Genomic DNA, 17405 nt, shown 5'->3' with positions numbered 1-17405 from the left:
AGGTCAAATTCATGGGCTCGACGATCATACCGTTATCTGACAATAACGGGTAAGAAATTCATCGTGATCCAGCATTTTTGGAAGAGGATCCTGTTTTATCTGCCTGATTTGCTGCAGCATACTTTGTAGATCTTTCTGAGGCGGGTTGTTGGCCATTGGATGGTAATCTTTGGGGATAATGCCTTGCCCCAGCATCACCTGTAGCCAGGAACTCTCCAGAAACAGGTCGTTTTGCTCCCGGAACAGCCGCCCCGTCTCTGCAAACAGGGCCAGTTTCTGATTCAGAGAATTCGGAATTTCCATACTTTGTAAATCTCGCCAAAACTGGGTATCGGAACGTTGATTGACATGGTAGTGCAACACGAGGAAATCTCTGATTTGCTCGAACTCAAGTTTTGACTGTTTATTATACTCAGCTACTGTTGAAGACTGGATACCCTGATGAGGAAACAAATGTATTAAACGGACAATCGCGGACTGAATCAGGTGAATGCTCGTTGACTCGAGAGGCTCCAGAAAACCGCTTGATAACCCCACTGCAATCACATTTTTATTCCACTGTTTACGGCGCCGACCTGTCAAGAAACGTATAAATTTAGGGTCGCCGCATGCGGCACTATCGAGATTGGCCAGCAACGTATCGGCTGCCTGCTCATCACTACAATGTGCACTGCTGTATACCATACCGTTTCCATTACGGTGTTGCAGCGGAATGCGCCACTGCCAGCCTGCACCATGAGCGATGGAGCGAGTATAGGGTAACGTTTTCAGAAAACGTTCTGACGGCACAGCAACAGCGCGATCACAGGGTAAAAGATGGCTCCAGTCTTCGTAACCGGTGTTCAATGTCTGCTGAATTAGCAATCCGTTGAATCCAGAACAATCCATAAACAGGTCACCGTCAATGATCTTGCCGGTATCCAATTGCAGGGACTGAATATAACCACTGTCATTGTCCTGGTCGACCTTCTCCACTTTACCTTCAGTGCGAACAACCCCAAGCTTCTCGCTGTAATTACGCAGAAATTGCGCATACAAAGAAGCATCGAAGTGATAGGCGTAGGGTAATTCGAGAATCGGATCTTTACTGTTGATATGAGAAAACTTGCCCCCCTCAGCACACAAATAATTCAGGTCATACTCCCACAAACTCTCTTTGAGTCCTTCCTTTTTCGCACGCAACCAGTAATGATGAAAATGACAAAAAGCCATACTTTTGCCGGGAGCTCCAAATGTGTGGAAATATCCTTCTCCGGGTACCCGCCAATTCTCAAACTTTATCGCCAGTTTCATAGTGGCTTTGGTTTCACGTAAAAAATCGGCTTCCTTAATACCCAGTACATTGTTGACCAACCGAATAGGTGGGATAGTTGCCTCGCCGACACCGACGGTACCAATTTGCTCCGATTCCACTAGCTCTATTTCTACAGCACTGCCAAGCATTTTTTTTAACAATGCTGCCGACATCCAGCCCGCTGTTCCACCACCGAGAATCACCACTTTACGGATTATACTTGTCATTTTATTACGACCCATTTGCGAAAAAACCCAACCAGCAAGACCGGTCGGGTTTTTCATTTTAGCATGCAGGTTTAGTCAATACGGTATTGAGGCACCCACAATCATTGCAAAACACACTCTATCTCAACTAAAACGTATAGTTGATGCCCAACAGGTAATTGGCGCCAAAGCTCTGATACAGAGTTACAAATCGTGGGTCATCGCCATCGGTTTGAACAGTGTCTTCATCAGTCAGGTTTTGTGCCTGTAAGGTAACTCTCAGACCTTTCAGTGCCTCTATGCCAGATTCACTGAAATCATAACCAATTTGGGCATCCCAGAGTTCAAATCCTCTGTCCATCGTTTCAACCAAGGACAGACTGAGACCACGTGCCTCAGTAGAGAAGGCGTCACGCTTTGAACCGGAAATACGGAACTCGAAGCCATTTTTCTCGTAATACGCCGTCAGCTGATAAATTTCATCAGACAAACCGGGTACGCGACCGCCGTCTTCCAATTCACCATCCATAAAGGTGGCACTGGCGACCAAACCAAATCCATCTAATGCATCACTGACTAACCGCATTGGTACACTGGCTTGCAATTCATAACCACGTACGAAGCCTTCCAGACCATCCTCAACAAAGGACAGCGGTCCCTCAAAGAGCACAGGGGCTTGATTTCCCGTCGCTTCTGAAGACTGATGAAATCCTGGAATATAGGAGTCTGAAAAGTCTGCTACAGTCTCACCACTGCGGTGCCAGTTGGTCAGGTCCTTATAAAAGAAGGACGCTGCAAAATAGCCATCATCGGCGAAATAGTTCTCGTAGGCCAAATCAAACTGGTTTGCTTCCAGCGGTTTCAGCGAAGTATTACCAGAGCTTGCACTCCAGGGGCTATTCTCAATATCTCCGCTTAAGATGTTTCCATCGTTAAACTGAAAATTAACCTGTGCGTTAGGACGCATATCGTCCATACGAGGTCGACTCATTACCTTGGACATACTGGTACGCACAAACTGGTTATCCGCCACCTCAAAGCTCAGGTTCAGTGTCGGCAGCACGTCAGTGTAGCTATCTTCACCCGATACAGGAACAGCATCAGTAAAACCGCCTGGGCCTGTAGTAGTATTGAACCCTTGGCCAGACTGATCTGAATTAACCAACTGCAGTCCCACGTTACCGCGCACAAAGATACCATTGAAGTCAGTGTCTATATCCAATTTGGCAAAAACAGTAAGCAGTTCTTCATCGATGGCGTAGGTATCACCAAAACGACCATTCTCAAACAACGCTGCATCGGTTTCGGTATAAAAACCATCGTTAAACAACCCAAGGCTGTCATAGGCCAACACACCATTAATACCGAGGAATCCTAAGTCAGCAACACCAAGGACTTCAGGAATCGGCGCATCGCCAGGCCAGGTTGGAGCGGTAAGAAACGCACCATTATTTACCTTGGATTTACTGCGGTCCTGGTAACTTACACCTGCATTCAGAGCCGAGAAAATTCCCCACTCAACAAACCCCTTCACTTCAAAGCGAGCGCTTGTGAGCTCTTCTTCAAATACAGGCTGGTTAACAAAACCATCCTGGGCGGTTTCGGGTCCAAAACCTTCGACACCCTGGAAGCGTTCAACCGGAGACAATGAGCCTCCCCAAGCCTGAGGACCAGCAAGTGTTATCAGAGATGGGTCCGTCAGATCGACAGGGGACAAAGTAGGATGGTCAGAATAAAATGCACCGGTAGATGTCATTTCCCATGAACGGGGAGTAATAGGACGACCATCAATACCGGCACGCCCCACTCCTGAGTAGCTTTCTACGTCAGTGATGGTTTTATCCACTTTACCGGTAGAGAGATCAAACTCAGCTTCCCAATAATCATTTATTTGATACTCAACATTCAGTCCAAAAGTGGTCAACTCAGCATCTTGAGAGCGTGCATCATTACGAACGACAGAGTAAAAACCATCATGATAACCTTCCGTCACCAAGCCATCTTCGACTTCGGTTACTGTGTAAGCTCCTGTACCCCATTCTGCGCCCCCTTCTTCAAGGCCGCGTCTGACGTCATTTTCAAGAAAGTCGATATACAAAGCATCAAACTTAACTTTCAGTTTATCTGACGGCGCATATTCAACAATCGCAGCAACGGAATCACGCTCAAGCATTGCCGAGCGTACAAAGGAATCATGTCCTCCCAACACTTTAGTACCTTCAGGAATGGCTTCACCGTCAGCAGTTTGAGTTTTGGAAACATCGGCATACCCCCATCCGCGAAACTGTTCTTCCTGACGAGGTGTTTCAAGGGATGATAATACTAAGGCGACTCCAATAGTGTCATTTGCAAAGCTGTCTACATAATTAAATGCAAACCGGTGACCTTTGTTATCAAAGTCCGGGTTACCAGATGACTTCTCATTCTGTTCTATGTTGGCATTGAAGGTGATAGTGCGCTCTGCACCAAGTGGACTGACTGTTTGCAGATCCACGGTACCACCTATTCCCTGCGCCATTAACCCGGCCTCGGGCGTTTTGTAAACAACAATATTTGAGACGATTTCTGACGGATAAAGATCAAACTCCACACCGCGGTTGTCTCCCATACCCAGAAGCTCACGACCATTCAGGGATGTACCGACATAGTTTTCGTTAAACCCCCTAATTGACAAGCCACTTGTACGGCCATTTCGACGCTCGCCGGCTAAGCCAGGCAAACGCGCCAATGACTCTGCAACACTGGTATCAGGAAGTTTACCGATGTCTTCAGCAGACAATGCTTCGACAATAGAAGTGCTATCCATTTTTATTGCCTGCGCACGCTGCAGACTAGCCCTGATACCAGACACCTGTATGACTTCCACGGTATCATTTTGCTCAGCTTGCTGGTCGGCTGACTGAGCTAAAACTGGCGATACACCAAAAGCCAAGCCACTGGAGAACAGCGCGCTGGTAATTAAGTTGCGTTTAAATGTTTTCATGCCTTGTGTCCTGATTTTAATGTGTGGTGTTGCTGTGCCAGGGGCACTGTTACTGTGCATGCCTGCACGAAACAGTGCAGAAATACGTCACTTTTGATGGCAAGGATAGTAACGCCAGAGGTTTAACAGGCACAATGTCTTGCATACGTATTCATAGAAATTCAGTAACATCTCAATAACATTTTGTCGCGAAGACGTATCCAGGCCCTCTTGTTAAAAGTAGCTTATCTTTCTGTTTTTATTGAATTAATACAAAGTATTCAGGTAAGAATTCCGGCAACGTTATTTTTACTGCATGGTAATTAAATTACATTTTTGAAATATTTAGCTAATAAACCGCCCTTTGTGGATGTCAATTTTATGCAAGTTAATACAGAGAGTTAGCCTCTACATCTTGCACAAATAACGGGCAATATAGAGGTGTGTCCCCCTTATAGGAGGTAAAACACCGTGAATAATGAAGAAATAAAACCACATGCAATAACCCGGATCTCTGCCTCACTGCATCGCACCGTGGCCGGCACAGCGTCAAGGCACTTTGTTGCAGATACAGACAGGGGATGAAGGGAACGGTGGCAAGTGCTAGCAAGCTAGGTACAGCCTGATGACTTACTATGGTTCGCCAGCAGAAAGCCAGACGTTAAGTTCTGAAAGCCGTTACTGCCATAACTTGAGCAAAGTGGTGACCCTGAGCTTTTGTTGCAATCTTTTTCGGGTGCGTTGCTGCTGCGCTGAACTGTCATTCAGCCATTCGATAAAGGTGCTGACAAACAATGCACTTAGCGCGATTTCCTGTCGGATGCGGACCAGGTTCGTAGCGTTAAGATCCGCAACCTCCATCAGCCACTGCACTGTGCGACTGATCCGTAATACCCCACCTATCTGCAGATGGATATGACCGGGTTCAAGCTTGTACAGTAGCATCTGTCCGGTGAGATTATGGTATTTCGACAGTGTCTGTAACCAACACCAAAGGGCTTTTTCCAGGCGCTGCTGAGGAGCAAGCGACGCAGGCACGAGTACTAATCGGGTCTCAAGCATGGCCCGATCAGCGCGGTCAAACCAGGCTTCGACCAAATCATCTTTTTGGCGGTAGTGTTGATAGACAGTGACCAGGGATATACCGAGTGCATCAGCGACCCGGCTCAGGCGTAGCGCCTCCCAGCCCTCTTCACTGCCAAGTTCCAGCGCTTTATCCAGAATGACAGATGCATCCTGTTTTACAGTGTTCATCCTTTCTCCCGGCCGACAAACTCACAAGTGGAGTATAGAAGGCCAGGCTCCGAGCAAGTATTAATCCTCGCCAAGATAAAAAGCCAACCGCTTTTGCCAGGCATCTGTGGCAATCACTTTGAGCAATTCCTGGTTGATCGCCTCTCTTAAGGGACTCTGCTCAGTGACCGCAATGGCGTAGTCCTGGCGTTCAAGAATATCGCCCAGAATGGCGAGTTTGCCGGGATAGTGCTGACGCGCCATATACTGCATGATGGGTTTGTCATAAACCAGGGCATCAGCCTGCCCCTTCGCCAATTCCTCAAGGGCACCGGCCAGAGACTCGCGGCCAGCAAAGGCAATGCCGTTTCGACGCAGATAGTCAGCACTGGCGGAGCTGCTGACACTGAGCACCGCGGCATTGGGTAAATCTTCAGCGCCGGAAATTTTCGTTTCAAGCTGACTTACCGTCAAACTGGTGGCAATTGCCGCCGTAAAGCTGGATATCAGGATAATGGCCGCAAACATCCAAATCAGACCCACGACTCGCCCCGCAAAGGTGGTGGGTGCTTTGTCGCCATAGCCCACAGTGGTCATGGTGACGGCAGCCCACCAAAAGCTGGCGCCAATGCCCTGGGCTGCGGTGCCACCGAACATCTCGGCATTGCGTTTACGTTCAAACAGCCACAGTACTACACCAACAGCCAACAGCAGCCCGCCTAACCCCGCCAGTACCACCAGGAATTGCCAGGAAAACAACCCTGAGAGCATGCTCCAGATACCGCTTTTCTCCTTCGAGGTGGCAATGGCCAGCCCGGTAGTAAAGTAAGGATGGCTGAAATCCACTTTCGCTTCACGTTTTGCCGTTACGGTGAGCGCCGCCACGGAGGCATCGAACCGTCCGCTTTGTAGTCCGCTAATAAGCTCTTCGAGTTCCGCTTCTTCAAATCTATAGCCGACACCCATTTGCGCAGCAACCTGCTGCCACAGTTCAATACTGATACCGCCCAGCTCGCCATTGTCTTTTTTAATTACAAATGGAGGCGCTATCTTAGTGCCGATAACCAGAGGCTCATCCGGACTGGTTATTTCATCCTGTGCGCCCACATTCAGGGGCAACAGGAAAACGAGGAATAAAAGCAGAGCACGATAATGCATAACCGGTCCTTATTGATGTTTTCATCCAGCATAATGGCAAACGTTGTGCGATTCAAAAAGGCCCGCGCTGATGCGACCTGTTCTCACATGCCAACAGACGCCATCAACAGCGCATGTTCGCGTCATCCCCCTCAATCCGATAAAACTTAGCATTTCGTAAGTATTTCAATAGCTTGATACGAATGTTTGGCGGCCGCCAACGGAGAAATTACATTGAATACGTATGCAGAGTTTTTACACAGCAAATACCAGTGGCGTATGCTTCGCCAACATTTCTGTAACAAATAAAGCTAACTCTATGAATCAGCAGCCATGGTGGCAGGGTGCCGTGATTTATCAAATCTACCCGCGCAGCTTTCAGGACAGCAACGGCGATGGTATCGGTGACCTGCCCGGTATCATCAGCAAACTCGACTATGTTGCCAGTCTCGGCGTCGATGCCATTTGGATTTCTCCCTTCTTTAAATCGCCCATGAAGGATTTTGGTTACGATATCAGTGACTATCGTGATATCGACCCGATGTTTGGCACCATGGTCGACTTCGACGCACTGGTTGAAAAAGCTTCTGCGCTGGGCATAAAGCTGATGATTGACCAGGTGCTCAGTCACACCTCAGATCAGCATCATTGGTTTACGGAAAGTCGTCAGAGTCGTGACAATGACAAAGCAGATTGGTACGTCTGGGCTGACGCCAAAGAAGATGGCTCTCCCCCCAATAACTGGCTGTCTATCTTTGGCGGTTCCGCCTGGCAATGGGAGCCGCGCCGCTGCCAGTATTATTTGCATAACTTTCTGGTCAGTCAGCCCGATCTGAATTTTCACAATCCCGACGTCAGACAGGCGGTGCTGGAAAATGTCGAGTTCTGGTTGCAAAAAGGGGTACACGGGTTGCGTCTAGATGCGATTAATTTCTGCTACCACGATGCCAAACTCCGCGATAATCCGGCGAAGCCAGTACAAGAACGCAAAGGCCGGGGATTCAGTGAAGACAACCCTTATGCCTTCCAGTATCACTACTTCAATAACACCCAACCAGAAAACATTGGCTTTGTTGAAGAGCTGCGCAGGTTATTAGACAAGTATCCCGGTACAGTAGCGTTGGGCGAGATTTCCTCAGAAGACTCACTGGCAAGTATGGCCGAGTACACTGAGGGCCAAACCCGGCTGCACATGGGCTACAGCTTTGAGCTTTTGTGCAATGAATTCTCTGCCAGCTATATCAGAAAGACGGTAGAGGAATTAGAACACAAGATGCTGGATGGCTGGCCGTGCTGGGCTATCAGTAATCATGATGTGCAAAGGGCGGTATCCCGCTGGGACAAACAAGCCTCGCACTCTCCGGCATTTGCCAAAATGTTACTGGCAATGGTCGCCTCCCTGCGTGGCAGTGTGTGCCTGTATCAGGGCGAAGAGCTGGGATTACCCGAAGCTGAGCTGCGCTATGAAGATCTTCAGGATCCCTATGGTATTACCTTCTGGCCCAACTTTAAGGGGCGTGATGGATGTCGTACCCCTCAACCCTGGCAACAACAGCCGTGCCACGGCGGCTTTAGTGAGGTAAAACCCTGGCTACCGGTGCCAGAGGCTCATAAAGCCCGCGCAGTGGATGTCCAGGAAAAGCAGAGCGACTCTGTCCTGAATTGTTTTCGCCATTTTATGGCATGGCGCAAGTCACATCAGGCGTTGGTCAGAGGTGATATTACATTTTTACATACACCCGAGCCGATTCTGGCCTTTATCCGTCAAAGTGCAAATCAACGTATGTTGGTATGTTTTAACCTGTCGGCATCACCAAGCCATTGTCAGTTAGATTTGCCTTCCTCGGTTCGTATCGACGATGAGCATAGGCTGCGCAGCGGAAGCCTGGATAATGGCACACTCAGGCTACCGGCTTTTGGCTGTCTGTTTGCTCATTTGTCGGATTAATCATACTGTACGAATATCGACGCGGTGATCTTTATGCGCTGTTGCTGACTACCTATTACTAACGGTTGCGTGTGACGCCTGATTTTCTTCGGCGCGCACCGCCCACACTGTTGAAGCCTGTCAACACAATCAGCAAAGGGTGAGTACAACATGAAGCGAAACAAACTGGATACCACACTTAGCAGAAAACCACTGTCAGCGCAGCAGGTGGCCAGACAAATCAAAGAGCTGAACGCTGAGCTGGAACGTCTGCTCGGCTCACTACCGCACAGCTGGTACAGATAAGACATCAACACGCTGACATTTAAACGCCAGCGTGTTGATGTGGGTCTACTGAGGGACAACCTTTTACATATATTGCGCTTTCAGTGCATCGGCACGTTGAATCGCACTTTCCTGGGTATACTGACGTTGTGACAGCTTTCGCTTGGCCAGCTCCGTACGACCGCGCTCAAACAACAACTCCACATAATTGAGATAGATTTCATCCGTGGTCTGTTTGCTTTCTGCCGCTCTGGAGAGGTATTTTTCCGCCTCCTCCAGATCCTTATTGGCTTTTAGCACCTGCGCAACGGTATCCAGCACGGCAGGATCTTCAGGGCGCTGCTCCAACGCGCGCATTGCATGTTCGCGTGCCTCACTGAGTTGCCCCAGTTTCATTTGCAGGTACGCCAGATTATTCAGCGCCAGGTAGTTTGTGCCGTTAATTTGCAACGCTTGTTTATACCGTGTCGCCGCTTTTGTCATATCCCGTGGAATTTCCCGCTCTGCCAGCATCATCACTGAAGCGAGATCCTTGGGCATACGTTCCACATGATCGTTCAGCAACTCATAGCTTTGTTCCCGTTGTCCCATTTGGTTGAGACAGAAAACGGCCAACACCAGATGACGATGATTCGGTTTGTTTTCATAAGCCGACTGAATATCCGGCATAGCTTCCTGACAACGGCCCTCGCCAGCCAGTAACCTGCCATTGAGCCCCTTACCTAAAGGACTGTCTTTTACTCTGGCGGGGAGGGCATCAAATTGCTTGCGACCTTGCTCAAAATCACCGGTCATTAACAGAAAGTGGGTATACACTGACAACAAGCGGATATCATCGGGATAGCGGGACACCGTCTCTTTTGATAATGCTAACCCCTGTTCAAACTGCCCCTGAATATCGAACAAAAACAGCTTACCCATAATCGCTTTGAGGTTATGGGGATGGTGGTTCAGCCACGCATCATAATGGGCGTTGGCTTCTTTGACCTTATTGCTGCGCAAGTAGGACTGCCCAAGAATATCCCAGTACTTAACCGGTAAGGTCTTATCCGTATCCTCTTTTGCCAGCAATTGAATACTCTGCTCAGGTTTGCCCGTTATCAGATAAGCGTGGGCCAGTAGCACGTTAAGCTGAATATCATCGGCTTCGCCCGTCAGACCTTGTTTAATCCTTTCGATCCCTTTGTCACCCTGGTCCTGACGGTGCATCAGATCGAAATATCTCGACAGTGCCGGAATATGTGAGGGTTTCTCATCCAACAGTTGCTCTAATGCCTGCAATGCTTTCTTGTCATTGCCCTCAGCCAGTGACAGATCGATGACCGCCAGTCTGACCTTAGGATCTGTGGGGGCCATTTTTTCAGCCTGTTCAAACTCCGCCCTGGCCTCGTCGTTTTGCCCCTGACGTCTGAGCACCGTTCCGGCGAGCAGATAACCCTGCACATCGCCCTGCTGTTTCCACTCCTCGGCCAATTGCATGGCTTTATCGTATTGCTCTGTCACCAGATACGCCGTAGCCAATGTCGCTCTGGTCGTGTCCTGCTCAGGCTCTTTTTCCAGTGCCTGTTCCAGATTCAGTATGCCTTTGACATCATTCAAAGACAGTTGCAACACCCCCAGACGGGTTAAATCTGTTGCCGATTCGCTGAGCCCCTGCGAACGCGCCACCATTTCCTGCGCACCTTTTATATTGCCTTCTTTAAGCATCTCAAAACCGGCGGCAGAGAATAACTGTGCTTCCTGATCCGATAGCTGTTCGAGGCGCTTGAGCGTCTCTCCGGCTTCGTCAGTCAGCCCCAGTTGAATCTGACTGGCGGCTAACAGCCTCAGTCCGGGGTGGTCGGCGGGTAAATCACTGGCCACCATCGACAGATGATTCACCGCAGTATTGAAATCACCAAGCTGGAACGCACTGTATCCGGCGGCCAGTCGCAACCCAGGATCGGTGCCCTTATTCATAAGCGCCTTTTCAGTGTATTGAAGGGCCGCCTTATGGTCTCCCTCGTTGGCACGGCTCAGGCCTTTTAACTGGTTAAGCAGTGGATTGGTGTCACTGATGGCGAGCAGTTTATCCAGAATTGGCTCCGCTTCCTCTGTGCGCCCGGCATCGGTGAGTAGCCGCGCCAGCAAAAAGCTTATCTGGTGATCATCAGGGTTAGTCTCATAGTATTGCTGGTAGGTCTCAATGGCAGCATCACGCTCGCCCTGACTCATATGCAGCCGCCCTTTAAGCGCCAGTGCATCGGGCTGCCCCGGGTGATTGGCGATGACTTCCTGCAATTGCAACATGGCCCGTTCCGGCTCTTCGTCAAGCAAATAGGAATAGGTTAAGGCCAGTGACTTGTAGGGTGACTGCGTGTCATATGTTTTGATTTGTTCAATCAGGGACCGCGCATCGGCAGTGCGCTCGAGTCGGACTAAGGACTCCAGTTTATAAAAGCCCACTTCAGCGGCTTCGTCTTCACTCAGACCGGCATACTGGTTTTTCAGTTTGCTTAATGCTACATCGGCACCGGTTTTCTGGTACGCCCGGGATAACAGTGGAATCACCTCCGTTTCCGGATAGCCGTACTCCATGGCCCGGTTCAACTCTTTCTCGGCCTGTTCAAATTGTTGCTGCTGAACGTAAATGCGTCCCAGCTCAAACCTGGCAGCCGCTAACTGAGGTGACTTTTGCAAGGCACTTTTCAGTTCAATCACGGCAGCCTGATACTTATTCTGGTCAATGTAGTCTTTGGCTTTATCGAGGTGTTGCTCCCCGGTTTGCTGACTGCAAGCCAGCAACGCCAAGCTTAGAGAAGTGACAAGGAGTTTACGAAACACTGGAAGTCCTTATATAACAGTGAGTATCAACAGAATCCCACCATAGGCCAGAGTCGGCGGACAGTCAATCGCCAGCAGCTCAGCCGTCATCGAAAATATCAAGCGCGCAGCAATCCTTTTGCTTCAGGAGTTTTCTGTGTATTGCTGTCTTAAATTGTGCAAATCGCATATAATTGCGGCTTTAATATTGTCGATTGTCGGCGATCAGCATCAGGAAACCTATGACCAGTAATACAGATCTCAGCTTTGCAGACTTAAACCTTCCCAAGCCGGTACTCGAGGCATTGGAAAAAGTGGGCTACGAAAAGCCCTCTCCGATTCAGGCGGAGAGCATCCCACTGATAATGGAAGGTCACGATCTGTTAGGTCAGGCGCAAACAGGCACCGGTAAAACCGCCGCCTTCGCCCTGCCGATGCTGGCAAAAATCGATAGCAAAGATACCACTACGCAACTTTTGGTCCTGGCGCCGACCCGGGAACTGGCTATTCAGGTAGCAGAAGCCTTTCATACCTATGCCAGCTTTGATCGCAATATCAAAGTCCTGCCGATCTACGGCGGACAATCCTATGACAATCAGATCCGTCCTCTGAAACGAGGCGTACAGGTGGTCGTCGGCACACCGGGGCGAATTATTGATCACATTAAAAAAGGAACCTTAAAGCTGGATAAGCTTAAGTTTCTGGTGCTCGACGAAGCCGATGAAATGCTACGCATGGGCTTTATTGATGATGTGGAATGGATCCTCAGCCATGCACCGCTGGAGCGCCAGACGGCGCTGTTCTCTGCGACCATGCCTGACCGTATTCGAAACATCACCAACAAGTATCTGAAATCACCGAAAGTGGTAAAAATCGCCTCCAAGGTGAGCACAGCCAGCACGATTCGTCAGCGCTTCTGTCAGGTGGCCGGACACCATAAACTTGAGGCCCTGACCCGTATCCTGGAAGTGGAAGAGTTCGACGGGGTCATCGTATTCGTGCGCACCAAGACCGCGACCATGGAATTGTCGGAAAAATTATCCGCCCGCGGCTATGCCGTGGAACCCCTCAATGGTGATATTCAGCAAAACGCGAGAGAGCGTACAGTTGATCGTCTGAAACAGGGCAAGATTGACATCCTCATCGCCACCGACGTAGTGGCACGGGGCCTGGATGTAGAGCGCATCAGCCATGTCATCAATTTTGACATTCCTTATGATACAGAGTCCTACGTGCACCGTATCGGTCGTACCGGCCGTGCGGGCCGTCTCGGAGATGCCATCCTGTTTATCTCTCATCGGGAAAAGCGGATGTTAGCGGCGATTGAAAAGGCCACACGCCAGAAGATAGAAGTGATGACCATCCCTTCCATCTCTGAGCTCAATGAACAGCGTCTCAAGCGCTTTAAGCAATCGGTCATTGAAGCCATGGATGATGACAAGCTGGAATCACTGATCAGTGTCATTGAAACCATTCAGGCAGAGACCGAGGCCGAACCAGAAGTGCTGATGGCGGCGCTGGCGAAACTGGCCCAGGGCAATGAACCGTTGTTATTGAGTGAATCAGATCGCCCGGATCTCAACGCCCGCCCACCGAAAAGCGCAAGACCGGAAAGAGAGCGCGGTGACAGACCTGAGCGCGGCCCCAGAGGTCGTGATGGTAAACCTGGAGATAGACCCCGTCGCCGCAGCAGCAAGCCTGAAGAAGGAATGCAGCGCTATCGTCTTGATGTGGGACACACTCATGGTGTGAAACCGGGTAATATCGTTGGTGCCATTGCCAATGAAGCGGGTATGGACAGCAAACACATCGGTGCCATCGAAATTCACGACAGCTATAGCACCGTGGATTTACCCGAAGGGATGCCCCCGGAGATTCGTCAGGTATTACAAAAAGCCAGAGTGGCTGGTCAGAAGCTGGGGATTCGCGAATGGAGTGATGAGCCACCTAAACGGGACAAGCCGAAGTTCGAGAAGCCACGTAAAGCACGAAAAGCAAAAGAGTAATACGTCCAAAAGGCATCAGACCGGTTACAGTGGGTAACCGGTTTAGTGGGTCTGTTGTGATGCGGGCGGTTCAGCAACAGGATAGATAAGACTGTCCTCAAACCAAAACTGTAAACCCTCCCTGTAGGGTGAATCCTTTAGTAACGCTGGCAGCACCTTATTTATGGCTGCCGTCACCTCCTTCCCCCAGGCATTGTTAGTGCAGCCAATGGCACCGGTTACTTGTTGTCCCACATTCTCTTTGATATCAAGCAAATAGAGTTCCTGCTGCCGGGTTCGCTGAAAGTATGTGGCGACCATCGCATAATCAATGGTGTAGTCGATTCTGTTCATGCTGAGCAGATCCAGCACGCTTTTTTCCTGAGGGATGAGCACTTTATTCACACCAAAATCGCCGTACTGCTCAATGACAGGTTGTAATACGCCGTACATGCGGCCCAACGGGACACCAAAGCGGAACTGTGCATCCTGCAGCAACTGCTTTAACGAAATCGGCTGCGCATACCGTTGTGTTATCTTCGCATAACTGTTCTTACTGAGAATAAGCTGATGTGCTTTTCGGATATTGATGGCATCAGAATAGATATAGTCCGCATCGTTATCTTTTTTAATCATACAAGGAAAGCACAGCGCTTCCCCTGACTGGATCATTCGATGCACACGTGCCTGGGGCAGTTGTAAAATATGATGCTCGTAGTCTGACAGCTGCTCACGAAGTCCTGCTATCAAAAGATCACAGACACCTTGTCCCTGATAGGGTGGACCAAAAATATGAAAAGGCGGGCCATCATTAACCGCCCAGGTGATTGCGGGCTCTTTGGCAGCCGCATTCTGAGCATAAGCAATACTGAGTAGCAAGACACTCCCCAGCAGACACCATCTAATTTGGGCACAACGACTCACCTCGCCCCCTTGTTATTTGATTTGCGATACGCTTCACTCGCATTGACGCAAAACCATAGGTTTTTGCATCATCTCAGTTTAGAGCCTAAAGCAAAGATGACGCTGCTGTTAGCCTCTTAAGATATATATAAACTAAATTTGATATTTTGTTGTTATAAGTGATCATGTCAGACTCTGGGCTAATCTCAGGACAAATACTTTTTTATGCAATATTTTCCCTTATTTGTTGATACCACATCGCTGAATGTACTGGTGGTCGGTGCTGGTGAAGTGGCAGCCCGTAAAACCGAGTTGCTGCTGCGCACCCACGCCCGGATTACCCTCGTGGCTCCCCACGCCTGTTCTACCATAAACCGGTTGGTTGCAACGCATGACACGCTGACGTGGATTGAGCGCGAGTATCAGCCAGGGGATCTTGATGACCAGCAATTGGTGTTCGTCGCCACCAATGATCGTGAACTTAACCGCGACATTTCCTCACAAGCGAAAGCCAGGAATTTGCTCGTCAACGTCGTCGATGCGCCACAGCAATGCGGTTTTATTACCCCTTCCATCATTGACCGCTCCCCCATTCTGATTGCCATGAGCAGTGGCGGTGTGGCCCCGGTGTTGTTGCGCTATCTGCGACAGAAGCTTGAAGCCGATATTCCGCGCAGCATCGCGCGTCTGGGACAATTTGCCGAGAAATTCAGAGAAAAGGTAAAGCAACGCTTCGACAACCTGACCCAACGTCGCTATTTTTGGGAAGATTTTTTCGATGGCGACATCGCCGAGCAGGTGCTCAAGGGCAACGAGGAAATAGCCACACAGCAGATGACCCAATACTTATCTGAGACCAGCCCCATGGTTGCCGGGCAGGTCTATCTGGTGGGTGCCGGTCCGGGTGATCCTGAGCTGTTAACCTTTCGGGCGCTGCGACTGATGCAAAAGGCCGATGTGGTGGTTTATGATCGACTGGTCTCTCAGGATATTCTCGACATGGTGCGCCGCGACGCCGAAAAAATCTATGTGGGCAAAGCCGCAAGCAACCATACCCTGCCCCAGCAGGACATCAACCAGTTGTTGGTAGACGAAGCAAAAGCGGGCAAACGAGTGGTGCGCCTTAAAGGGGGCGATCCCTTCATTTTTGGCCGGGGCGGAGAAGAAATCGAAACCCTGCTGGAACACAAAATAGGGTTTGAGGTGGTTCCCGGTATTACCGCCGCCAGCGGTGCCGCCAGTTATGCCGGTATTCCTCTGACCCATCGGGACCATGCCCAATCTGTGGTCTTTGCCACGGGCCACCTTAAAGATGACAGCATCAACCTGGACTGGCCTGCCCTGGTGCAAAAAGGACAGACACTGGTTTTCTACATGGGCCTGACAGGACTACCCATTATCTGTCGCGAACTGGTCGCCAATGGCATGCCTCCTTCTATGCCCATCGCACTGGTTGAGCAGGCTACAACCCCGGAGCAGCAGGTGGTCACAGGCACGCTGGAAAACATTCAACAACGCGCGGCCCATATCAAGCCTCCGGCCCTGATTATTGTGGGCAGCGTGGTCATGCTGCGCGAGAAACTGAACTGGTTCCAAACGGGTAGTGCGGCCATTGAGCACGCCGCTGACTGATACTTACGCATTGTTCTGCCTGGTCCGGGGCACTATACTGGCTGAAAACCCATCAGGAGCATGCCTTTGTATTGCACCCTGTTCAGAGGTCTTTGGCTCGCTCTGTGTGGACTAACACTATTAGTCTGCGACGCAGCAACCGGAGAACAACTGAGCTTTGATAAAGCCGAATCTGATACGCAGATACAACTGCGTTACCGCTGGCGGGATCACGACGAGCTTGAACAACAGCTGAGTTTTACCTTCGATAAGCAGCAAGTGAATGAGCAGTTTCAGAAGCTCCTCAGTTATCAGCCTCACATTGCCCAACGTCATGTCATGGTGGCCATGCAAAAGGCCGCACAGCAGGTTGACCCGCGCGAGGCCCGTATCAGCATCAGGAAGATCGGTGAAGAAATCGGCTTCGAAGTGCGATCACGCAAGCGCAAGCACCTTGAGCACTGGCAGGACAAACTCAGTACCTTGCAACAACAAGCCTTTGATGACTATCTGCAAGAGAATTACTACGCCCATTTCACCGACCACTTTGGCAAAAAAGGAGTCAAGCCGGATCACATCCGCTATGCCAAAGAGAGCGTTGCCACCCTGTTACCCGCAGCCAACGCCCTATACGCCAAACTCAAAGACAACAGTCAGGCGCGAGCCTATGTGAATATGCTGCTAAGCTGGCTGCAAACGATTCCCTACAATCCCTTAGAGAGCCGGCTGGTATCCGATGGTTCAGGATACCTGCCTCCTGCTGAGGTGCTTATCACCAATCATGGCGACTGTGACAGTAAAACTGTGGTGGCCGCCGCGCTATTGCGCTCCATGTTACCCACAGTCAAAGTGGCCATCATCTATTTACCCAATCATGCATTGCTGGGTGTACAACTGGCCCATGGGGGCAAGGATCACACTCTGCGTCTGGATGGCAGCACCTACCTGCTGGCTGAGCCCACAGGGCCGGCGCTGCTCCCTGCAGGCCAGATTGCCGACCAGAGTCTGGCTGCCATCCAGGGAGGCATGTACAGCTTCGAGATTGTTAATCCCAACTAAC

General features: G+C 50.1%; 11 protein-coding genes. 5 read left to right on the top strand and 6 right to left on the bottom strand.

Annotation, left to right across the window (positions count from 1 at the left end):
- Positions 1–24: 24 nt before the first annotated feature.
- From CCY32_RS10690 to CCY32_RS10675, 4 genes are all read right to left on the bottom strand, one after another.
- Positions 25–1521: a tryptophan halogenase family protein gene (locus CCY32_RS10690; RefSeq protein ID WP_088330675.1), complete on the bottom strand. Its 1497-nt coding sequence runs from the start codon at positions 1519–1521 to the stop codon at positions 25–27.
- Between the two features lie 127 nt (positions 1522–1648).
- Positions 1649–4483 (bottom strand): TonB-dependent receptor, encoded by a 2835-nt coding sequence (locus CCY32_RS10685; protein ID WP_088330616.1) that lies wholly within the window; start codon positions 4481–4483, stop codon positions 1649–1651.
- A gap of 657 nt (positions 4484–5140) precedes the next feature.
- Positions 5141–5716: a TetR/AcrR family transcriptional regulator gene (locus CCY32_RS10680; RefSeq protein WP_088330615.1), complete on the bottom strand. Its 576-nt coding sequence runs from the start codon at positions 5714–5716 to the stop codon at positions 5141–5143.
- Between the two features lie 60 nt (positions 5717–5776).
- Positions 5777–6853, bottom strand: coding sequence for a transporter substrate-binding domain-containing protein (locus CCY32_RS10675; RefSeq protein ID WP_088330614.1), 1077 nt, complete (start codon positions 6851–6853; stop codon positions 5777–5779).
- 298 nt (positions 6854–7151) lie between these two features.
- Between CCY32_RS10675 and CCY32_RS10670 the strand changes: the two genes are divergently transcribed.
- Together CCY32_RS10670 and CCY32_RS17450 are read left to right on the top strand one after the other, a co-directional pair.
- Entirely contained in the window at positions 7152–8780 is a 1629-nt protein-coding gene (locus tag CCY32_RS10670) for an alpha-glucosidase family protein (RefSeq protein ID WP_088330613.1), read from the top strand.
- Positions 8781–8930: 150 nt separating this feature from the next.
- Positions 8931–9065, top strand: a complete 135-nt coding sequence (locus CCY32_RS17450; protein WP_281492511.1) for a hypothetical protein — start codon at positions 8931–8933, stop codon at positions 9063–9065.
- 63 nt (positions 9066–9128) lie between these two features.
- Here the strand turns inward: CCY32_RS17450 and prsT are convergent, their stop codons facing one another.
- Entirely contained in the window at positions 9129–11867 is a 2739-nt protein-coding gene (gene prsT, locus CCY32_RS10665; RefSeq protein WP_088330612.1) for an XrtA/PEP-CTERM system TPR-repeat protein PrsT, read from the bottom strand.
- 221 nt (positions 11868–12088) lie between these two features.
- Here prsT and CCY32_RS10660 point away from each other — a divergent pair, with 221 nt between their 5' ends.
- Positions 12089–13852 carry a DEAD/DEAH box helicase gene (locus CCY32_RS10660; protein ID WP_088330611.1) on the top strand — a complete coding sequence of 588 codons (1764 nt, stop codon included), beginning with the start codon at positions 12089–12091 and terminating at the stop codon, positions 13850–13852.
- A gap of 42 nt (positions 13853–13894) precedes the next feature.
- Here CCY32_RS10660 and CCY32_RS10655 read toward each other — a convergent pair whose 3' ends face one another.
- Positions 13895–14755 (bottom strand): TIGR02285 family protein, encoded by an 861-nt coding sequence (locus CCY32_RS10655; RefSeq protein WP_088330610.1) that lies wholly within the window; start codon positions 14753–14755, stop codon positions 13895–13897.
- A gap of 204 nt (positions 14756–14959) precedes the next feature.
- Here CCY32_RS10655 and cysG point away from each other — a divergent pair, with 204 nt between their 5' ends.
- A complete protein-coding gene (cysG, locus tag CCY32_RS10650; protein ID WP_088330609.1) occupies positions 14960–16366 on the top strand; it encodes a siroheme synthase CysG in 1407 nt (468 codons plus the stop codon).
- Between the two features lie 66 nt (positions 16367–16432).
- The gene (locus CCY32_RS10645; RefSeq protein WP_141096220.1) at positions 16433–17404 is read left to right on the top strand and encodes a transglutaminase-like domain-containing protein; all 972 of its coding nucleotides are present in this window, start codon (positions 16433–16435) and stop codon (positions 17402–17404) included.
- The last annotated feature ends 1 nt before the right edge of the window (position 17405 follow it).

Origin of the sequence: Lacimicrobium sp. SS2-24 (assembly GCF_002201535.1) — a bacterium.
Lineage (GTDB): Bacteria > Pseudomonadota > Gammaproteobacteria > Enterobacterales > Alteromonadaceae > Lacimicrobium.
The sequence above is the reverse complement of the archived record's forward strand: the minus strand, read 5'-3'. Positions and strand labels throughout refer to the sequence as shown.